Origin of the sequence: Haloferula sp. A504 (genome assembly GCF_044385805.1) — a bacterium.
GTDB lineage: Bacteria > Verrucomicrobiota > Verrucomicrobiia > Verrucomicrobiales > Akkermansiaceae > Haloferula.
The window spans coordinates 1-18750 of the sequence record NZ_JBISBU010000025.1; the positions used below are offsets into that span (position 1 = coordinate 1).

Annotated in this window: 10 protein-coding genes; 6 read left to right on the top strand and 4 right to left on the bottom strand. The window is 64.7% G+C overall.

Features of this window, described 5'->3' with window-relative positions; genetic code table 11:
* Nucleotides 1-103: 103 nt before the first annotated feature.
* The 4 genes from ACG2LG_RS12860 (at nucleotide 104) to ACG2LG_RS12875 (ending at nucleotide 8564) form a co-directional block, all read left to right on the top strand.
* The gene (locus tag ACG2LG_RS12860) at nucleotides 104-370 is read left to right on the top strand and encodes a glycosylhydrolase-like jelly roll fold domain-containing protein (RefSeq protein WP_396259584.1); all 267 of its coding nucleotides are present in this window, start codon (nucleotides 104-106) and stop codon (nucleotides 368-370) included.
* Nucleotides 367-2775 (top strand): DUF6288 domain-containing protein, encoded by a 2409-nt coding sequence (locus ACG2LG_RS12865; protein ID WP_396259586.1) that lies wholly within the window; start codon nucleotides 367-369, stop codon nucleotides 2773-2775. The genes ACG2LG_RS12860 and ACG2LG_RS12865 overlap by 4 nt, the downstream gene beginning before the upstream one ends.
* A 111-nt stretch (nucleotides 2776-2886) precedes the next feature.
* Nucleotides 2887-5373, top strand: coding sequence for a glycoside hydrolase family 127 protein (locus tag ACG2LG_RS12870; protein WP_396259588.1), 2487 nt, complete (start codon nucleotides 2887-2889; stop codon nucleotides 5371-5373).
* Between the two features lie 131 nt (nucleotides 5374-5504).
* Complete coding sequence (locus ACG2LG_RS12875; protein WP_396259590.1) at nucleotides 5505-8564, top strand: hypothetical protein; 3060 nt, start codon at nucleotides 5505-5507, stop codon at nucleotides 8562-8564.
* Between the two features lie 189 nt (nucleotides 8565-8753).
* Here ACG2LG_RS12875 and ACG2LG_RS12880 read toward each other — a convergent pair whose 3' ends face one another.
* Together ACG2LG_RS12880 and ACG2LG_RS12885 are read right to left on the bottom strand one after the other, a co-directional pair.
* On the bottom strand, nucleotides 8754-9413 hold the full coding sequence (locus ACG2LG_RS12880; protein ID WP_396259591.1) for a response regulator: 660 nt from the start codon (nucleotides 9411-9413) through the stop codon (nucleotides 8754-8756).
* On the bottom strand, nucleotides 9410-11233 hold the full coding sequence (locus ACG2LG_RS12885; protein WP_396259593.1) for an ATP-binding protein: 1824 nt from the start codon (nucleotides 11231-11233) through the stop codon (nucleotides 9410-9412). The genes ACG2LG_RS12880 and ACG2LG_RS12885 overlap by 4 nt, the downstream gene beginning before the upstream one ends.
* 688 nt (nucleotides 11234-11921) lie before the next feature.
* Between ACG2LG_RS12885 and ACG2LG_RS12890 the strand changes: the two genes are divergently transcribed.
* Nucleotides 11922-16652, top strand: coding sequence for an Ig-like domain-containing protein (locus ACG2LG_RS12890; RefSeq protein ID WP_396259595.1), 4731 nt, complete (start codon nucleotides 11922-11924; stop codon nucleotides 16650-16652).
* A 16-nt stretch (nucleotides 16653-16668) separates the two neighbouring features.
* On the opposite strand, the gene ACG2LG_RS12895 is transcribed toward ACG2LG_RS12890, so the two are convergent.
* Entirely contained in the window at nucleotides 16669-17529 is an 861-nt protein-coding gene (locus tag ACG2LG_RS12895) for a helix-hairpin-helix domain-containing protein (RefSeq protein ID WP_396259597.1), read from the bottom strand.
* 38 nt (nucleotides 17530-17567) lie between these two features.
* The gene (locus ACG2LG_RS12900) at nucleotides 17568-18041 is read right to left on the bottom strand and encodes a TspO/MBR family protein (RefSeq protein WP_396259599.1); all 474 of its coding nucleotides are present in this window, start codon (nucleotides 18039-18041) and stop codon (nucleotides 17568-17570) included.
* A gap of 222 nt (nucleotides 18042-18263) precedes the next feature.
* On the opposite strand from ACG2LG_RS12900, the gene ACG2LG_RS12905 reads away from it, so the two are divergent.
* A complete protein-coding gene (locus tag ACG2LG_RS12905; protein WP_396259601.1) occupies nucleotides 18264-18725 on the top strand; it encodes an ecotin in 462 nt (153 codons plus the stop codon).
* Nucleotides 18726-18750: the final 25 nt, after the last annotated feature.

An 18750-nucleotide genomic window follows, 5' to 3' on the forward strand; every position in this document is an offset into this window, starting at 1 on the left:
GGGCAGCTCCGTTACCGCCGCCGGAGCAGTCGGCCGAGCGAGTCCCTCACGGGCTCGCCCGCCTGCTCCGGACGGGTGTTGGAATGGTACCAGTCTCAATGGAATGGATGCCGGGATCGTCTGGAAGGAACCCTTCCGGATCGATCTTCGTCCCCTGGCCAAGGCGGGCGAGAATGCGCTCAGGATCGAGGTCACCAACAACTGGAACAACCGTCTCGTCGGCGACGCCCGCGGCGAGGGCGAACACCGGATCACCCGGACGAATCTGGCGGGCAAGTTCAACGAGCGGTCGCCACTGCAGCCCTCGGGGCTGATCGGCCCGGTCGTCTTGCAATTTCCGATCGTCATCACCAGTAGTCTCAGCGAATGAAATCACGCACCTTCACCCTCCTTCTGGCCGTTGCGGGCCTCGGCTTCGTTCATCCGCTCGTGGCCGCACCCCGGGGACAGGTTTCCAATCCGGACTTCACCAAGGGGGGCACGATTCCCGAGGAAGGCAAAAAGGACTGGAACCTCGGTGCCACCGGGGCGCGGGGTTGGATCTACTTCAAGAACATGGAGACCACCGAGGCGCGGCAGATTTCCATCACGCAGGTCGACGCAGGGTCAGCGGCCGATGGCGTGCTGCAGGTGGGGGATGTGATTCTCGGCGTGGGCGGAAAGCCTTTCTCGCAGGATGCCCGGACCGCCTTTGGCGAGGCGTTGACGCTCGCCGAGTCGGAGAAGGGGGGCGGCAAGCTGGTGGTCACCCGCTGGAGGGGGGGAGAGACCGCCGAGGTCACGATCGAGCTGCCGGTGCTTGGCACCTACAGCGCGACCGCTCCCTACGACTGCCCGAAGTCCAAGAAGATCATGGACCAGGGATGCGAAGCCCTGGCCAGGCGGATGGCGGATCCGTCCTACACGGGCAACCCGATCACCCGTTCGCTCAACGGAGTGGGCCTGCTCGCCAGTGGGGATCCGAAGTATCATCCGATCCTGAAGAAGGAGGCCGATTGGGCGGCGGGTTACTCGGTCGATGGAATGGCGACCTGGTATTATGGCTACGTCACGGTCTTTCTGTCGGAGTACATCATGGCGACCGGCGATGATTCGGTGCTGCCCGGGTTGCGCCGGATCGCGATGGAAGCGGCCAAGGGTCAGAGCATCGTGGGTTCGTGGGGACACAAGTTCGCCGGTCCCGACGGACGACTTCTCGGCTACGGCATGATGAACTCGCCCGGGGCGGTGCTGACCATCGGCCTGGTGCTGGCGCGCGAGGCCGGGGTCAAGGATCCCGAAGTGGCGGAGGCGATCGAACGCAGCGCCAAGCTGCTGCGCTTCTACATCGGCAAGGGCGCGGTGCCCTACGGTGACCACGCGGCGTGGATGCAGACCCACGAGGACAACGGCAAGTGCGGCATGGCGGCCGTGCTCTTCGATCAGCTCGGGGAAAAGGACGGCGCCGAGTTTTTCTCGAAAATGAGCACTGCCTCGCACGGCAACGAGCGCGACACCGGTCACACCGGCAACTTCTTCAACATCACCTGGGCGATGCCCGGCGTGTCCCGCAGCGGCCCGCACGCGACCGGAGCGTGGATGAAGGAATTCGGCAGCTGGTACTTCGACCTCGCCCGCAAGTGGGACGCCAGCTTCCCCCACCAGGGACCGCCGCAGCCGCGCAGGGATGCCTATGGCAACTGGGACGCCACCGGCATGTATCTCATCGCCTACGGCATGCCCCGCAAGGCGATCCGGTTGACCGGTAGCAAGCCGTCGGTCGCGCCGAAGCTTGACGCCGAGGCCGCGCTTCAGGTCGTTCTCGACGGTCGAGGCTGGAGCAACAACGACCGCAACAGCGCCTACGATGCGCTGGGCGGCGACATGCTTTTCGAGCGGCTTCAGAGCTGGTCGCCGATCGTCCGCGAGCGGGCCGCCATGGCCCTGGCACGACGCAAGGACGCACCGGTCGAACCGATCATCCGGATGCTCGATGCCCCCGCGCTCGAGGCGCGCATCGGGGCGTGTCAGGCGCTGGAACAGCTCCGGGGAAAGGCCGCTCCCGCGGTGCCGAAGCTGCGCGAAACCCTGAAGGCCGATGACATGTGGCTGCGGGTCAAGGCCGCCGACGCTCTGGCGGCGATCGGCGAACCGGCGATGGTGGCGGTGCCCGAGTTGCTGCAGATGCTCACCCGCGGACCGACCGCTGCGGACCCTCGCGGGATGGAGCAGCGTTACCTTTCCTTCGCCCTGTTCAACAAACGCGGTGGTTTGCTGGGAAATTCGCTCGAGGGGGTCGATCGCGCCCAGTTGATGGCGGCGGTGCGGGCCGGCCTGCACAATCAGGACGGACGCGCCCGCGGCTCGTTCTCCAGCGTTTACACCAACCTTTCGTTCGAGGAGTTGAAGCCGCTGCTGCCGGCGATTCACGAGGCCATCGTCAAGCCCGCGCCGAGTGGGATCATGTTCAGCGACCAGATCCAGACCGCCGGTCTCGAGCTTTTCGCCAGGCACCGGGTCAGCGAGGGAATCGAATTGCTCGGAAGCTACGTGAAGAACCAGAAGCCCCACGCGAGCGAGAAGCGGATCGGAACGATCCTCAATCTGCTGAAAAGCTACGGTGCCCACGCCCAGCGGGCCATCCCGCTGCTGGAGGAGGCCATCCATTACTTCGAGAACGACGAGCCGGATTTTCCGAAACGCCTGAGCCTGCAGAAGGCGCAGAACACCCGGGACGCCATCGCCGAGATCAAGGCGATGACGGACAAGCCGGAGCTGATCTCGCTCGGGCTGTAGTCGAAGCCCTGAACCAAGCCACGGAACCCGGGCATGGCTTCATCTCCACGCAAATCACGGCACGTCCTGCGGTCGGCCCGCAGCGTGCTCGTGGCCGGGCCTTCCAGGCCCGTGCCCAAGCCTGGTGCGATTCTCGGCGACGGGGCTGGAAGCCCCGGCCACATCCACGTCCGCCGCCCGCGTTCCGGCGGAAGGGCCGTGGTCGGCGCGACTTTCCTGATTCTAACATCCGCGGCGGCATCCGGGGAGCCGCTTCGGCCGGCGGGCGTGGCCGACGTCAGCGTCGAGGGCGGCTTCTGGGGGCCGCGCATCGACACCAACGCCACGGTCACACTGCCGCACAACCTCGAGTTCATCGAAAAGACCGGCCGCATGGGGGCCTTCGACCGGGCAGCGGGCAAGCCGACCGACGGCACCGACAACCCGGTGTCGGTGGTGGATTCCGACGTCCACAAGATCCTCGAAGGCGCGGCCTACACGCTGCAGGTGAGACCGGACGAGGTCGATGCCGATGAAATCGCCCGCAAGGTGGCGCGGGTGATCGCAGCCCAGGAAAAGGACGGCTTCCTTTGCCCGCGGTTGACGGTCGATGAGACCAGGGAACGCTGGGAAGACCTGCGCAAGTCGCACGTCCTCTACAGCGCCGGCCACCTGTTTGAGAGCGGGGTGGCGTGGAAGCAGGCGACGGGAAAGAACGACCTGCTCGAGGCGTCCGCTCGCTTTGCCGATCTGATCGACAAGCGCTTCGGTCCTGACGGCGTGCACGACGTGCCCGGCCATCAGGAAATCGAGATGGCGCTCATCCGTCTCCATCAGGCCACCGGAGAAAAGCGCTACCTCGACCTCTGCCGCTTCTTTCTCGATCAACGTGGGCATGTGCACGGCGGCACCGAACGAGTGAGGGGACCCAAGCCGCGCAGCGCGGACTACAACCAGGACCGGGTGCCCTTGAAGGAAGCGACCGAGGCGGTCGGTCATGCGGTGCGAGCCACCTATACCTACGCCGCGATGGCCGATGTCGCGAGGATATGCCCCGACCACGGCTACGATCACGCGCTCGATGCTTTGTGGGAGGACGTCGTCGCCCGCAAACTCTACCTGACCGGAGCCTCGGCCTCCGCCCAGTTCTACGATGAAGGCTTCGGTGATCCCTACGTGCTGCCGAATGCCGACGCTTATGGCGAAACCTGTGGGACCATCGGCACGGCGCTGTGGGCGCACCGGATGACGCTCCTGCGTGCCGATGCCCGCTACGCCGACATCATGGAGCGGGCCTTGTACAACGGCGTGCTGTCCGGCATTTCGATCTCCGGCGACAAGTTCTTCTACAAGAACCCGCTCGCCAGCCGGGGCGGGGTGGTCCGGCATCCGAGTTGGAACCCCGCCTGCTGCCAGTCGAACCTGGTGCGGATCATCCCGCAGGTCGGGTCGATGGCCTACGCGACGCGTGGCAACACGATCTTCGTGAACCTGTTCGTCAACGGCACCGCGAGCCTGCAACTGCCGGCCGGAGAGTTCCGCTTCCGGGTGGAAACCGAGTATCCGCATGACGGGCGCGTCCGTTTCGTTGTTGAGGAAGCGCCAGATGACTTCGTCACGCTTGCAATTCGGATTCCGGGCTGGGCACGCGGGACGCCTGTGTCGAGCAAGCTCTATCGGTTTATCGGGGAGCCCGACACCCACAATCGGATTGCTGATGCGATGGTTGACGATGACGGCTATTTCCGCCTCATCAGGAATTGGGCGGATGGCGAAGTGTATGATCTTCCCTTGCCGATGGCGGTAAGGCGGGTGATTGCACACGAAGGAGTTCAGGCCAATCGCGGCCGGGTCGCGCTGCAGCGCGGACCGCTGGTCTATTGCGTCGAGGCGGTCGATCACGCGGGCCAGCGCACCGATGCGATCGTGCTTCCCGACGGGGCGAAATTGAGCACCGAACAGCGTGACGATCTCCTCGGCGGCATGACGGTCGTCACCGCCGATGCGGAGATCGCGAAGGAACCGGCGTGGGGGAAGGCGGCTGAGTTGGAACCGATCAAGCTGACCGCCATCCCCTACTACGCCTGGGCCAATCGCGGCGAGGGCTACATGGATGTGTGGCTGGCACGCACGGCCGAAGCCGCCACGCCGCTGCCTGCGGCAACTGCCGCGCATGAGGCGTCGCTTGCCGCTTCGGTTAAGTCACCGACCAAGGCGATGGAAGCCGTGCGCGACGGTCGATCCGGTCCCACTTCCGATCACCGACCCACGCCCTGCATGACCTTGCCGGACACCGGTGACGGCCCGGGCTGGATCGAGTATCGCTGGGACGAACCCCGGAAGTTGAGTCGCGCCGCGGTTTACTGGGCGGTGGATCGGCGGGCCCAGGTTTACTGGGGTCCGCGCATCCGCGGCGAGGACCTCGTGATGCCGGAGAGCTGGAAGCTCACCTACTACGATGGTAGTAAATGGATTCCGGTCGAAACGGAGGATCCCTTCACCTTGAGACTCGATCTCTTCAACGAGGTCGATTTCAAGCCGGTGGAGACCACCGCACTTCGGCTGGAAGTGGAGTTCGGCCCCGCCCCCGCCGCCGTGCAGGAATGGCGGGTCGATTGAGCGGATGCCAGTGCGACGGGTCCGGCCTTCCGGACGGACCTCAAGAGGAGGGTCCTTCTTGGTCGCTGATGCGTGGTCTCTCGGTGCGCATCCGCTTAAGGGAGGGAGCTCGAATCCACTGGGCCCTTCTCATGATGCCATCTTCGTTTCACAAGCTGTCCGCCGCCGTGTGGTTCGGGTTCGCTGCAGCTTCGGCAGCCGCGGCCTTGCCACAGATCGCGCAAACCGGGGAGATCGTGACGCTGCACAATGCCGGGGTCCGGTTCGAGTTCGATCTTTCGAGCGGGCAATACCGCATCCTCCGCGAGGGCGACCGCCACCCGGCAATCTCGAAGGCGAGCCTGCGAGTCAACGATTGGTCGTCGGACGATCCGGCATTCGAGCGCCGCTACACGGTGCGAACCGCCGACGGTCCGTTCGGCGAGGAGAAGTTCCTCGAGTTGAACTGCACCGCGCCCGGCCGCCCGGAGCTGCTGTTCACGGTCGCCCTGCACGAGGGAGACTTCTTCAGCCTGGGCGGAGGCATCGTGAACACGGGAAACGAACCCGTTCAGCTCCGCGAGCTTCACGTGATGGCCGATGCGCAACTTTATCCCGGCGCGGACATGACGCGGGATTTTGCGATGATCGACGGCTTCAGCGGTGGCGAACCACTCGAATACGGGGAAAGGTTCTACTCACCGCTGACCCGGGCCAACGCGCTCAAGTCGCGCAACAACATCCTTCTGAACTTCACCGGAGACGACCGGCGGCACGTGATGGTCATGGGCGGCCTGAGCTATCACGACTTCGAGAAGTTCGCGACCATCGCGCAAACCCGCCGGACCGAGTTGGCGGAGGGCTCGGATGGGAAACCGAGCCTGCTGTGCTACCTCGACCTGCCCCGGGAGAAATCCGACCGGGCGGAAGCGGGAGAGACGCTCGAGCTGATCGAGGGAGCGGGTTCCCGGACCTGGCACTATCACGAGTTCCGCTGCCGCGAACTGGCGACTTCGGTCGAGGAGCCGGACCGGGTCGTCGTCGAGGCGCGCGACCTGCGGACCGACCGGCCCTACACGCTGGGATTCTCGTGGTGGCGAGGTTTCCAGCACGGCGAGTATCCGGATGTCGCGCAATCGGTGATCGTCGAGTACGAACGCGATGGCCGCACCCGGCGGCTGCCGCTGGTCGAGAACCGCACCCTTCCGCGTTTCGACGGCACGAGCAAACAGGACGTCGAGCAGGTCGAGTTGCCCCTGCCGGCCGAGGCGGTGAAGTCCGGAAGCCTGCGGATCGTGGTCGAGAAGTCGGCGGCGGCGCAGGACCATGTCTATCTGGGTGAAGTCTGGCTCCGCGACGGACGCCACGAGGCGCTGCTGCCGGCTCGCCTGACCCCCGTCTCCGAGTGTCCCCGACCGCGTCGCGCCTACTCGGGGCAGTTGTTTGCCTCCGATCCGGTCGGCAAGCGCGTCGATGCCGGCCAGCGCTATGTCGCGCCGGACCGATTCTACATCGACGTCACCGGCTCCGATCCTTTCACGGCCCTGGAAAGCTACGCACTCCGGGTGCGCGAGGCCCAGCAGATCGACCTGAGCATGTATGACTTTCCGACCGTCTGCCTGTGGTATGCCGCCGACACGCGCTACGGCTCGGGGGCGGCGGACAACACCACGCTCGGCGCGGTGAACGAGATGAAGGTGATCGCCGACAGCGGCTTCCTGAAATACAGCCGGGTCGCGGTCAGGCTGGTGCCCGATTCCTACATGCCGGACAACCAGCAGGGGTGGTGGGACGACGAGCACTGGCAGCGCGACGACACCGACCGCGACACGACCCAGAACGGGCGTTATGTCGAACCGTACGAGACCAGCGAAAAGTGGGGCAAGGCAGTCACCGAGCTCGGCGGGATCCCGCTGACCTACTTCCAGACCGCCTATCGGTCGGAGGACTACGTTCGCCAGTTCCCCGGGCACATGCTTTTCAACAAGCGCTACGCCTGGAAAGGCGAGCCGGTCGACACCGAGGGCGAGGTCTTCACCACCTGGCAGCAGACCTGGAGGCGAAACGGCCGGGTGGTCTGGGGCTACGACTTCACCGACCCGGAGTTCCTCAGCCACATGCGGGGAGTCTATGCCAATCTCAGGAAAGGCGGGATCAAGGGCCTGATGTTCGACTACCCGGCGTCGGGCTGGGCGAAGGCCGGCGGGATGGAGGATGAGGCGTCGACCACCGCCGCCGCCTACCGCACGATCTTCCGCCTCGCCCATGACGGCCTCGGCCCCGGGGCCTACGTGCACGAGCGCAACATGGAGCGCGGCTCGGACGTGACTCTCGGCGTGGTGGCCTCGATGCGCACCGAGAACGACACCGACGCGCTGGATCGCGCCACCGTGACGCGCTGCGGGATGCGCTGGTACAAGAACCGGGTGGTGGTCAACCAGGACGCGGACTCGAAGGACCTCGTCGAGTTGCAGGGGAGTCGCGACCGGGTGCGCGCGGTACTAACGATGTCGTACGTCACCACCGGGCGCCTGCTGCTCGCCAACAGCTTCTCCGAGTTCTCGCCGGAGACCTTTCACGATCTGACGCGCACCTTCCCGTACCACACGGCAGCCCGGAGCGCGCGGCCCGTGGATGCCTTCCTGTCCGGCAACCCCGCGGTGTTCGACTTCGAGGTCGATCCCGGATGGCATCAGGTGACCTTCTTCAATGCCGATCCCGATCGTCCGAAGACCGTGGGCATCGACCTGTCGGGGCCGCAGGAACGCGGGGCGCTGGGGCTTGATCCGGAAGCGGACTACTACCTTTTCGACTTCTGGAATGATCGCTTTCTCGGCCGGCAGGCGGGGGACTCGCGGATCGAACAGGAACTGCGCCCCGGGGAGGCCCGCATGATTTCGGTCCGCAGGTGCCTCGATCGACCGCAGGTCCTTTCCACCGACCGCCACCTGATGCAGGGCTATCTCGACCTCGACAAGGTGCGCTGGGATGCGGAAAGCCGGGTGCTGTCCGGTGTCAGCAAAATCATCGGCGGCGATCCCTACCGGATTGCGCTGGCCGCCAATGGCAAGGTGCCGGTTGCGGTCGAATGCGACCACGCCGGCGTGACCGCGGAATTGTTGCCGCCCGTCGACGGAGTCGTCGGGATCCGCCTGCACGGACCGGAGAACGCGTCGGTCCGCTGGTCGGTCCGCTTCGCGCCGGAAGGCTGAGCGTCCCTCTCATGCGAGTTCCAAGAAAAAAACCTGACGCTTCCGAGCCCGTGGAGTTATTGAACCGCCAAGACGCCAAGAACGCCAAGCTCGACCGATGGAAGCTTCAAATTTCCTGCCTTCGCGACCTTGGCGTCTTGGCGGTTCAATCATCCGGTCAAACTGTCAGGCCAATTCGACGAGATGGTATCAGATGATTCTCTCGCGCAGGGCCTTGGCGACGGCACCGGTGTTGGTGGTCACGTGGAGCTTGGTGTAGACGCGTCGCAGGTGGGTCGAGACGGTGTGGGTGCTGATCTCCAGGGCCATCGCGATTTCCTTCTTCTGCAGGCCGTCGGCGAGCAGGCGCAGGATGTCCATCTCCCGCTCGGTGAGCTCGTAGTCCTCATACCCCGCCGGCAAGGGTTGCAGCCTTGGAAAGGCATCCAGCACCTTCCGGGCAACGGCCGGGCTCATCGGTGCCCCGCCTTCGACGACTTGGCGGATCGCGCTGCCGATCATGTCGATGCCGGACGACTTGAGCACATACCCCGCCGCCCCGGCGCAGACGGCCCGGAAGATCTTTTCGGCGTCGTCGAAAACGGTTAGGATCAGCACCCTTGCCTCCGGTGCCCGCTCCCGGAAGCTTTCCAAAGCCGAGATGCCGTCGAGTCCCGGGAGTTGGACGTCGAGCAGGATGACATCCGGAGCCGGGCTCGAATCGAGTGCCTCGAAGGCCGCCTCGACCGAGACGAACGGCGCTTCGCACTGCATGTTTTCGAGGCTTTCCACGACCCGCTGCACACTGGTGGCGAACAGGGCGTTGTCTTCCACCAGCCATACGCGGATCGGATTCTCGGTCGTCTTCATTGGCGGGGAGTCTGGAGGCGTGCCACGAGCTTCACACGGGTTCCTTCGCCGGGCCGGCTGACGATTTCGACACGGCCGTTCAAGCGCTCGGCCCGGCGCCTCAGGTTGGCCAATCCATGACCGTGGGGCGAGGCCTTTTCGGGATCGAAGCCGCGGCCATCGTCGCTGACCTCGACGCACAGGTCACGGCGACCGACCCGGATTCGAATGTCGACCACCTGCGCCCCGGCATGGCGGCGCACGTTGTGAAGGGTCTCCTTGAAGGCGAAGAAGAAGTGCCGGCGGAAATTCAGCGACAGCCGCCGGTCGCGGAAATCGTCGGGCTCGGTCGCGAGTGAGACGCGGTGGTCACCAAGGATCAGGTCGGTGGTCTCGCGCATGCGGCTGATGAGTTCGCGCAGTCTTTCGTTTCCCCGCTCGATCAGCCATACGATGTCCTGCATCGACTGCGAGCTGGTTTCGGCGGCTTCCCGGATCGCCAGGAAGTCCTCCCGGGCACGGGGGTCGGCGCTGTGGCGGCCACCCATCTCGCTGAGCAACGCGATGCCGCCGAGGTTGCTGCCCACATCGTCATGAAGATCCCGGGCGATCTGCTCGCGCAGGCGGATCACGGCGCGGCGGCGCACGCTGCGCTGCCGGATCAGCAACCAGCCGCAGCTGATGAGGGCCAGGCCTCCCAGCGTCCCGCCGCCGTAGCCGAGGACCAGCCCGGTGGTCCGCAGCCGCGCGGCTTTCTCCCGGATCAGTTTGTCGCGTTCCTCGGTGAGGCGCCGCCGCTCACCGATCCGATCGAGGTAGTCGGGCAGCTCGATCAGCTTGTGCCGGCTGGTGAAGCCGTCATTGACGAAAGCCGGGGACCAATCGGGTCCGGCATCCGCCTCGTCGCTGGCCGTGACGGCTTGGCGAAGGGCGACATTCGTGTTGCCGGAATAGGCCTGGATCTCGGCGAGGCCGTAGCCGTGCTTTCCCGGGTCGCCCCAGAGGTCGAGTGTCACGAGGCGCAGGTAGCGCGCCCTCTTGTCGGGGACATCGATCACGACGGCGCAGTCCCCGGGAAAGCCGATCACGTTGGTGGTCTTCTGGGTGGATTCCCAAACCACTTCTTCGAAGTCCGGATCCGTCGCCAGCTCGAGCCGGTAGCCACGGGGAAACGAACCCGTTTCGATCATCTCGAAACCCTCCCGACCGACGGGCAGCAGCCGGATCTGTTCGATCAGGTGTTCGGTGCCGAGGTCGATCCGGATCCACTTCCGGGCTTCGGTTTCCGCACTGGGGCCGCTCAGGTATCCCCGGGTGGGACTCGGCTCCATCCTCTCGGGCATCCCGAGCGTGCTTTGACCATCTTGGACGCGCAAGGCCGACCAGTTGGGATAGCGCTCGAAGGTGCTCGACGCGGTGACCGGATTCCAGATGGAGACCGGCTGGTTTCCCGAAAGCACCAGCAGCTCCTCCAGCGCCCAGATGAAGCCGTCTTCCACCGGGAAGTGCAGGGTCGAGGTCATCCGGACGTAGCGACCTTCCGTGGGTTTGATTCGGAAGTCTTCGGGGAAGCGTCCCGGGTTGGCCACGTCCTCCGTGGTGCGATCCACCACCGTGACGGCACCGATCATCTCCGGATCGTCGGACACTTCGATTTTGAAGCGCCTCGGGAAACCATAGCCGATGCCCCGCTCCCCCAGCGGAGGAATGAAGGCCGGCATCGCCACGATCCGGTCGATCGAGCGCCGCCGCCCGAGGTCGATCTGCAGCCACTCGGGCTGATCGGCGCTGAGCAGGTTCTCGCTGCGGAATCCGTAGCGGGTGGCGAAGGGCTGGGACATGAGGTCCGGGAGCTTGGCACTTGCAAAATCGAGCTGCGCCAGCCGCTGCTCGATCCGGCGGAATTCCGGGCTGAACCGGCGGGCAACGCCTTGGATAAATGCCGGACTGGCGAGCTCGGCGCCAACGGCTCCGGAAATCGAAGCAGCCAACCCGACTAGCCATGATCGTCCGGCGTAAAGCATCTGCGAAACACTAGTCCGATTGGGTGCTGGTCGTCATGCCCCAATTCCTGCGGGTTGGCCTCGCACGATCGTGCGACTGGACGGCAGCGAGCGTGGGTGCACACTTACATATGGTAAAGGAATGCATTCCGCATAGTCCCCGCACGCACGTCCGGTTTCAATTTGTCTTCGAGAAGCCTAGTCAAACCTTCCTCAACCAAAGTCTGAAAAAACCATGAAAACCAAGCTTCATTTGTTCATTGCGTTGCTCGGCCTCGCTGCGGCGCTTCCATCTCAAGCCGCTGAAATCGCGGTCCCCGACCTCACACAGACCCCCACTGCTGACGCCACGCAGCAGAACGATGTTTCAACCCCCAATGGTGGAAACCTCAACAGAACGAACGACAGTGTCACCTACTACGTCACCACCTTTACGTTTGGGGCCGGTTCACAAGCACATATCGAAACTTTCTTTGAGACGTCCGGCGGTGCGGATCGGCTGGGTGTTCGAGTTCAGGATACAGGCTTGGTCGATTTTCTTAACGAGGGAGACCCCGGCAATACCACCTTCTCGATTGGGGGAGGCGGGGGTGCCGGATTCATGGCGGGAGAGACCGTCACTTTGATTGTCAGAGACTACCGCGAGACCGGGAACTGGCTTCTTCGCTTCCCCAACGCGGGTTCCGGTGCCACATCGCTGATGAACGTCTGGGTCAATCCGGATTTTGCCGCCACCTACACGGAAGCTTCGCCGGGTGCCGCCGATATGCCCGACGACGGCAACCTGAATGTGCTCTGGAACTCGAATGATTACTTCTTCCTCACTCAAAGAATCCGGAATGAGGGGACGCCGGGAGGAGCCGGTGACAACACAATCACCGACACCACGGTTCTCACAGGCGCGGACGCCACCTTCCCCAGGGCTCTTGAGTATGCGCTGGAAGGGGGGCCGACAGCGCCCGGCGTGGTCAGCGCCTACATCTCGACGATCTCGGCTTCACCGATTCTCGTGCCGAACGATGGCTCGACGGCCTCGACCATCACCGTCACCCTGACGGATTCCGCCGGCAATCCCGTGGCGGGCAAGGAGGTTTCGCTGGCCAGCGATGGCGATGCCTCCATCACCACGCCCGGCAGCAACATCAGCAATGCGAGCGGCGTGGTGACCTTCGAGGTCACCTCCGGCACCGGTTCGGTCCAGGAGTTCACCGCCACCAACGTGACGGACGGCAGCATGGTCCTTTACCAGAAGACCAGCGTGACCTTCGAGCCGGTGGGAACGATCGACCCGGATGCTTCCAGCGTGGAGGTCTCATTGCCTGATGTCCCGGCGGATGGTTCCACGACCTCCACGGTCACCGTAACCTTGAGGAACAGCCTTGGGTTTCCTGTTGAGAACAAGGACGTGCTTCTGAGCTCAGACGGGGATGCCACCATCAGCCCTTCGGTCGCGACAAGCACCGACGTCAATGGTCAGGTCAGCTTTCAAGTGAGCACCAACACGCAAGGAACCCAGATCTTCACGGCCACCGATGTGACCGGCACGCCTCCTCCGGCCAGCATTCCGGTCACGCAGACCGTCCAGGTCATCTTCACGGAAGTGAGCCCGACGCCCGCCATCCTGTTCCACGAGCCCTTCGACTATGCGGCTGGCAGCAACCTGAGCGGACAGGGCGGATGGAGCGGAGGCTCGAACACAAGCGGTGCCTTCCCCGAGGTGCACGACGGAACCGGAGCCGAATCCTGGGATGGCAGCTTCACCGGCGTGACCCAGAGCGGGAATTTTGTGGGCGAGTCGAAGACCCCCAATCCAGATGCCGACCATGTCTATGCCGGCAAAGCACTCGACCCCTCCGTCACCGCAACCTTCACCGATGGTGCGGTCACGTGGTTGGGCTTCATCGCCTTTGAGAAGACCCAAGTGGCCATCGGCGCGGGCGCCCTGAACAATCGCGGCGAAAGCGCCGGCGGTCAGGCCATCGGGGCGGGAGGCCTCTTCAACAACAACTCCGTGCGCGCCCACTACTGGGACGACGAGGATAGCAACGGCAGTTTTGAGGATCATCCCTCGCTGACGACCCTCGGCAGCGCAAATCCCGCATTCGTCATGGCCAGAATCGTGTGGAGCGACACCGGGGACGATACGATCACCGTCGCCCGCTTCTCCTCGGGATCGGCCATCAGTGAGGCCGAGTTCAACGCCGCCTCACAGTCGACCATTTCTGCCGACCTCGACCAATCGCTCTTTGATACGGTGAGCTTCGCCGGCAGCAATGAATACGTCGACGAGATCCGCATCGCCACCACCTTTGACGAGGCTGTCAATGGCACCGTGAGCGGCGGACCGGGGCCTGTAGATCCAGAGCAGTCGACTGCCGAGGCAGCGGATGCAATGGTGCCGGTTGACGGCACAACGACCATCACCGTGACCCTGCGTGATGCAAGTGGCGTGGTCATCTCGGGAGAAGACGTTACCCTTTCGAACTCGGGCTCAGCTGTCATCGGACCACCCACAACCATCACCACAGACATCTCGGGTGAGGCGGTCTTTAGTGTAACTTCCAGCACACCAGCCGTTGAGGAATTTGAAGCCACCGTGATTATTTCCGGGAGTCCGGTCATCATCGATATCGCGAGTATCGAATTCCAAGAGGTGGTGACGATCGGCCCGGTCGACCCCGCCAACTCCACCGTGGTGGCCTCGCCGGACACCGCCATCGCCAATGGGATCTCCACCGCCACCGTCACGGTCACCCTGCGCGACAGCAATGGGCAGTTGGTCATCGGGGAAGACGTCACCCTGGGCGGCAGCCCCTCGGGTGCCGCGATCAGCCCGTCCACGACGCAGACCACCGATGGGAACGGTCAGGCCGCTTTCACCGTCAGTTCAACGACGATCGGGACCGTCGTCTTCACGGCGACGTCTTCCACTGACAACGTGACCGTCACCCAGACCGCGAGCGTGGACTTCAGCGACCCGCAGGATGCCGAGGCCTTCAACGTGAAATTCCTCGAGGACAACCCGGCCCAGGCACCCGTCGCGGGCCTGGTGGGAGTGGTCGGCGATCCCGGTGAAACCTGGAACCAGGGCTACCAGTCGTTGAGCGATCTGGTCGATACGACCGGCACCGTGGTTTCCTCGGTCGGCGTGTCCGGGCTCGGCAACGACGGACGCCTGATCAGCGGCACCGGCCTGAGCCTCTTCAGCTCGAATCGCGGTCTCTTCGACAAGGGTGGGGATGTCACCATCTCCATCACGGGCCTCACGCCCGACGCGGCCTACGACCTCTACATCTACGCGCTCAGCCACAATACCGGGAGCTGGGGGGATCCTTCCAATACCGAACGGGCGGCCGGCGACTTCGTCACCAGCAACACGGTTGAAGGCAACGGCCAGTCCCAATGGCTCGACAACGCGGTCACCGGCACCAACGGCAACGCCTTCGTCCCCAATGGCAACTATGTGTCCTTCGAATCCATCGTGGCCGACGGATCGGGGAACATCTCGATCGTGGTCGACGCCTATGACGGCATCGATGGAGATCCCGCCACCGACGACGGTGACTGCCGCCTGCACGTGTGCGGCCTGCAGATCCGGCCCGCCAGCGGCATGAGCGTCGATTACATGAACTGGCGCCAGACCTACCATCCGGGCATCGGGTTGCCGGGCGAGGATGATGACGGCGACGGGCTGAGCAACGACTACGAGCGCATCTTCGGGCTCGATCCGACCGACCCGGGATCGGCGAGCCCCTATTCCGCTTCCTTTGATCCTGCCACCGGAACCTTCGGCTACACCCGGCGCAGCCAGTCGCTCGCCAACCTGAACTACAAGGTGTGGTACTCGACCGACCTCCAGCAGTGGTTCGAGGACAACGCCGCGAGACAGGCCACCCAATCGGAGGCCAATGGCATCGAGGTCATGGGCGTCGGGATCGACCCCGCACTCCTCGGCGAACCCCGGCTGTTTGTACAAGTGCGGGCCACTCCCATCGCCGGTGTCGACCTCGAGCCCTCCTTGCTCAACATCCGGGGCAGCGGCAACACGATGACGCTGCTTTTCTCGGAACCCATGAACCCTTCCTCCGCCTCCAATCCGGACAACTACGCCGTGGTGCAGGACGGAGGGGGAGACTTGGGCATCACCGGGGCCACGGTCAGTGCCGACGGTGGCAGCGTCACCCTGACCCTCGACTCGACCCTGGGCATCGACACCGCCTACACGGTGAGCGTGGACGGAGTGACCAGCGGCACCGGCCAGTTGCTGGAGGGAGCGATCAACCAGCCGTTCAGGACCTGGGACGACGATCCGGCCGGCATCCAGGTCTTCATTCTCGCCGGGCAGTCGAACATGGTCGGTCGTGGCGAAAGCGAGCGGGGCAACGGCGATGTGGATGGAGCCATCGGCAGCCTTCGCTACGAGGTGGTCAACGACAACGCGAACTATGGGCAACTGGTCGTCGATTCCGGCAACCCGGCGACGGATCCGTGGGTGGTCCGCAGTGATGTGAAGTTCTGGTGGAACCGCGCCGACATCGGAGCCGGCCCCGCCATTTCAAAAGGCGGGCTGAACCCCCAGGGCTTCGGTTCGGGACCGGAGACCTTCGGTCCGGAGTTCGGCTTCGGCTGGGCGGTGGGGGATGCCCTCACGCAGCCCGTGCTGGTCATCAAGACCGCCTGGGGTGGAAAGGATCTGATCAACCAGTTCCGTCCCCCGAGCGCCGTCGCGGCGCGCGGAGGACTGGTCGGCCCCTACTATGTCGAGATGATCGAGCAGGTCCGGGAGATTCTCCACAATCTCGGCACCGAGTTCCCCGCCGCCGAACATCCCGGGTTCGACGCCGTCGGCTACCGCTACCAGATCGCGGGCTTCGGCTGGCACCAGGGCTGGAACGACAGTCTGAACACCTTTGCGGCCAACGAGTATGAGGCGAACATGGCGAACTTCATCACCGACGTCCGTGCCGAGTTCGGCAAGCCCAACCTGCCTTTCTCGATCGGCACGACGGGCATGGTTGGAGCCGCGACCAGCGGCGACCGCCTGACGGTCGTCAACGCCCAGATCAACGTCGCCAATCCGGCGCTGCATCCCGAGCTCGGCGGCAACGTCTTCACCGTCGACACCCGGCCTTTCGCCCGGACGGAGGCTCAGTCACCGACCAACGACACCACCCACTGGAAGAACAACGGTGAATCCATGTGGCTGATGGGCAAGGGCATGGGTGACGGCATGGTCGGATTGCTGACGCCTCCCTGATCGCCGAGGGCGGAGCTCAGGGTTCAAGCGTGAGATAGGGCCCGATCCTTTCGAGGATCGTCGGCCCGATGCCGGGGACGCGGTCGAGGTCTTTGATCGAGGTGAAAGGCCGGCTTTCGATGATCGCATTGGCCTTCGCTTCGCCGATGCCGGGCAGGCGCATCAGCTCGTCGCGCGCGGCGGTGTTGGGATTGATCGAGGCTTTCAACAACTCGGCCCCGCCATCGATCGCGGCCTGGAGGTTGGCCTCCTCGTCGCGCTCGGCCTGGCGCTCGGCGGGGAGCGTTTCCCAGTCGGTCAATTGCCAGGCGCCACGACCCTTGCGGGCGGCGAGGAGTTCGAGGTCGGCGAGCTGGGCCCGGTAGTCGTCGGCGTGCTTGCCGCCCGGGGTTTCGCGATAGACGCCGTAGGCGCGGGCCAGCCCCTCGCTCACCAGCACGGCCGCGAGATCCTCGCCGTCGGCGGTGGTCACGAAGCCGTAGATGCGCCTGAACTTTCCATCCCCCCGGGCGTCGGCGAAGGCCGTGTGGACGGTGAAGGGCTTCTCCAGCAGCTCTTCGCGACGGTCGGTGGCCTGCATGCCGAGCTGCTTGGCATACTGGATCGAGGCCTGGGGCGAGCCGCCGTAGCCCGAGAGGCCGAAGTAGCGGCGCTGGGCGCGCAGGCGGCGGGCGTCGGTGGTGTCGTTGATCGTCGCCTCGATGCAGTCGGCTCCGTAGAGCCGGACGGTGTGTTCCGTGCCGGCACCCGTGCGGATGCGGAAGCTGTCGCCGTCGGCCCATTCGGCTTCGACCAGCGTGCAGCCTTCGAGTTTCTGCAGGGGCTCCGCGGCGGAAGCGGTGAAGACGAGGGCCAGGAAAAGAAGTGGGCGGATCACGAGGAGGGAGAACGTTCGGAACACCGGCGGCATTTCGTTCAGCGGTTGAGGATGAGAAAACCGGCGTTCAGGTAGGTGGCGTAGCTGACCCACAGGAGGTAGGGAGTGAGCAGGAATGCCGCGGTTCGGTCGAGCGGGAGAAAACGGCGGATGGTCAGGATGATGGCGACCCACAGGGTGACGATCACCGCCAGCGCCAGACCGATCTGCTGCAGTGCGAAGAAGACCGGACTCCAGGCCATGTTCAACAGGAACTGGATCGCGAAGAGGACCAGCGCGTGGCGTTTCGGCGTGCCGGAGGGGACCCGGTGCCACACCAGCGCGACCGCCGCGCCCATCGCGGCGTAGAGCAGCGTCCAGACCGGCCCGAAGACCCAGTTGGGCGGCCGACCGGGGGGAGTCTGCAGGGTTTCATACCAACCATCGATCGATGAGGCGGTGGCGATGCCACCCAGGCTGCCGAGGACGATGGTGCCGATCGCGCAGATGAGGATCTTGCCGAGGAGGGGCATGGAGGGGGTGTAGCGTGCAGCGGGCTTCCCGGCGAGCGGGCATTCCCGAGATTCCGCGCGCCACCGGATGGGGCGGGCACCGGCATGTGGCCGGGCCTTCCAGGCCCGTGGCCCTTGTGGACTCAAAGATCGGCGACGGAGCTGGAAGTCCCGGCCACGATGTGGCTCCGGCCGCCCCGGAATTGGCTCGCCGAGGGAGGCGCCGGTGGCTATGCGATTCTTATGAAACGAGTGATTCCCTGCCTGCTGCTGGCGATGACGGCCGTGCATTCCGACGAACTCAAGCCCTACCCGCCCGCGGAAGAGGGCATGACGCGCCACGTCCTCCAACTGGAAAAGCGTGACAAGGAACAGGACGCCAAGGTCGAGATCATCGTCGGCAAGACCGTGATGACCGACGGCGTGAACCGGCATTTTTTCGGCGGGAAGCTCGAGCAGCGGACCATCGAGGGCTGGGGCTACACCTATCACATCCTGCCGGTGCTGGGCCCGATGGCGGGAACCTTGATGGGCGTGCCGGGCGGCAAGGAGCCGGTCGAGACCTTCGTTCAGGTCGGCGGCGAGCCCTACCTCGTCCGCTACAACAGCAAGCTGCCGCTGGTGGTCTACGTGCCCGAGGGCTGCGAGGTGCGCTACCGGATTTGGAACGCGCCGACCGAAACGCAGAAGATCCCCGAAGGTTGACTGAATTTGCGCGTTCCCTTCGAGC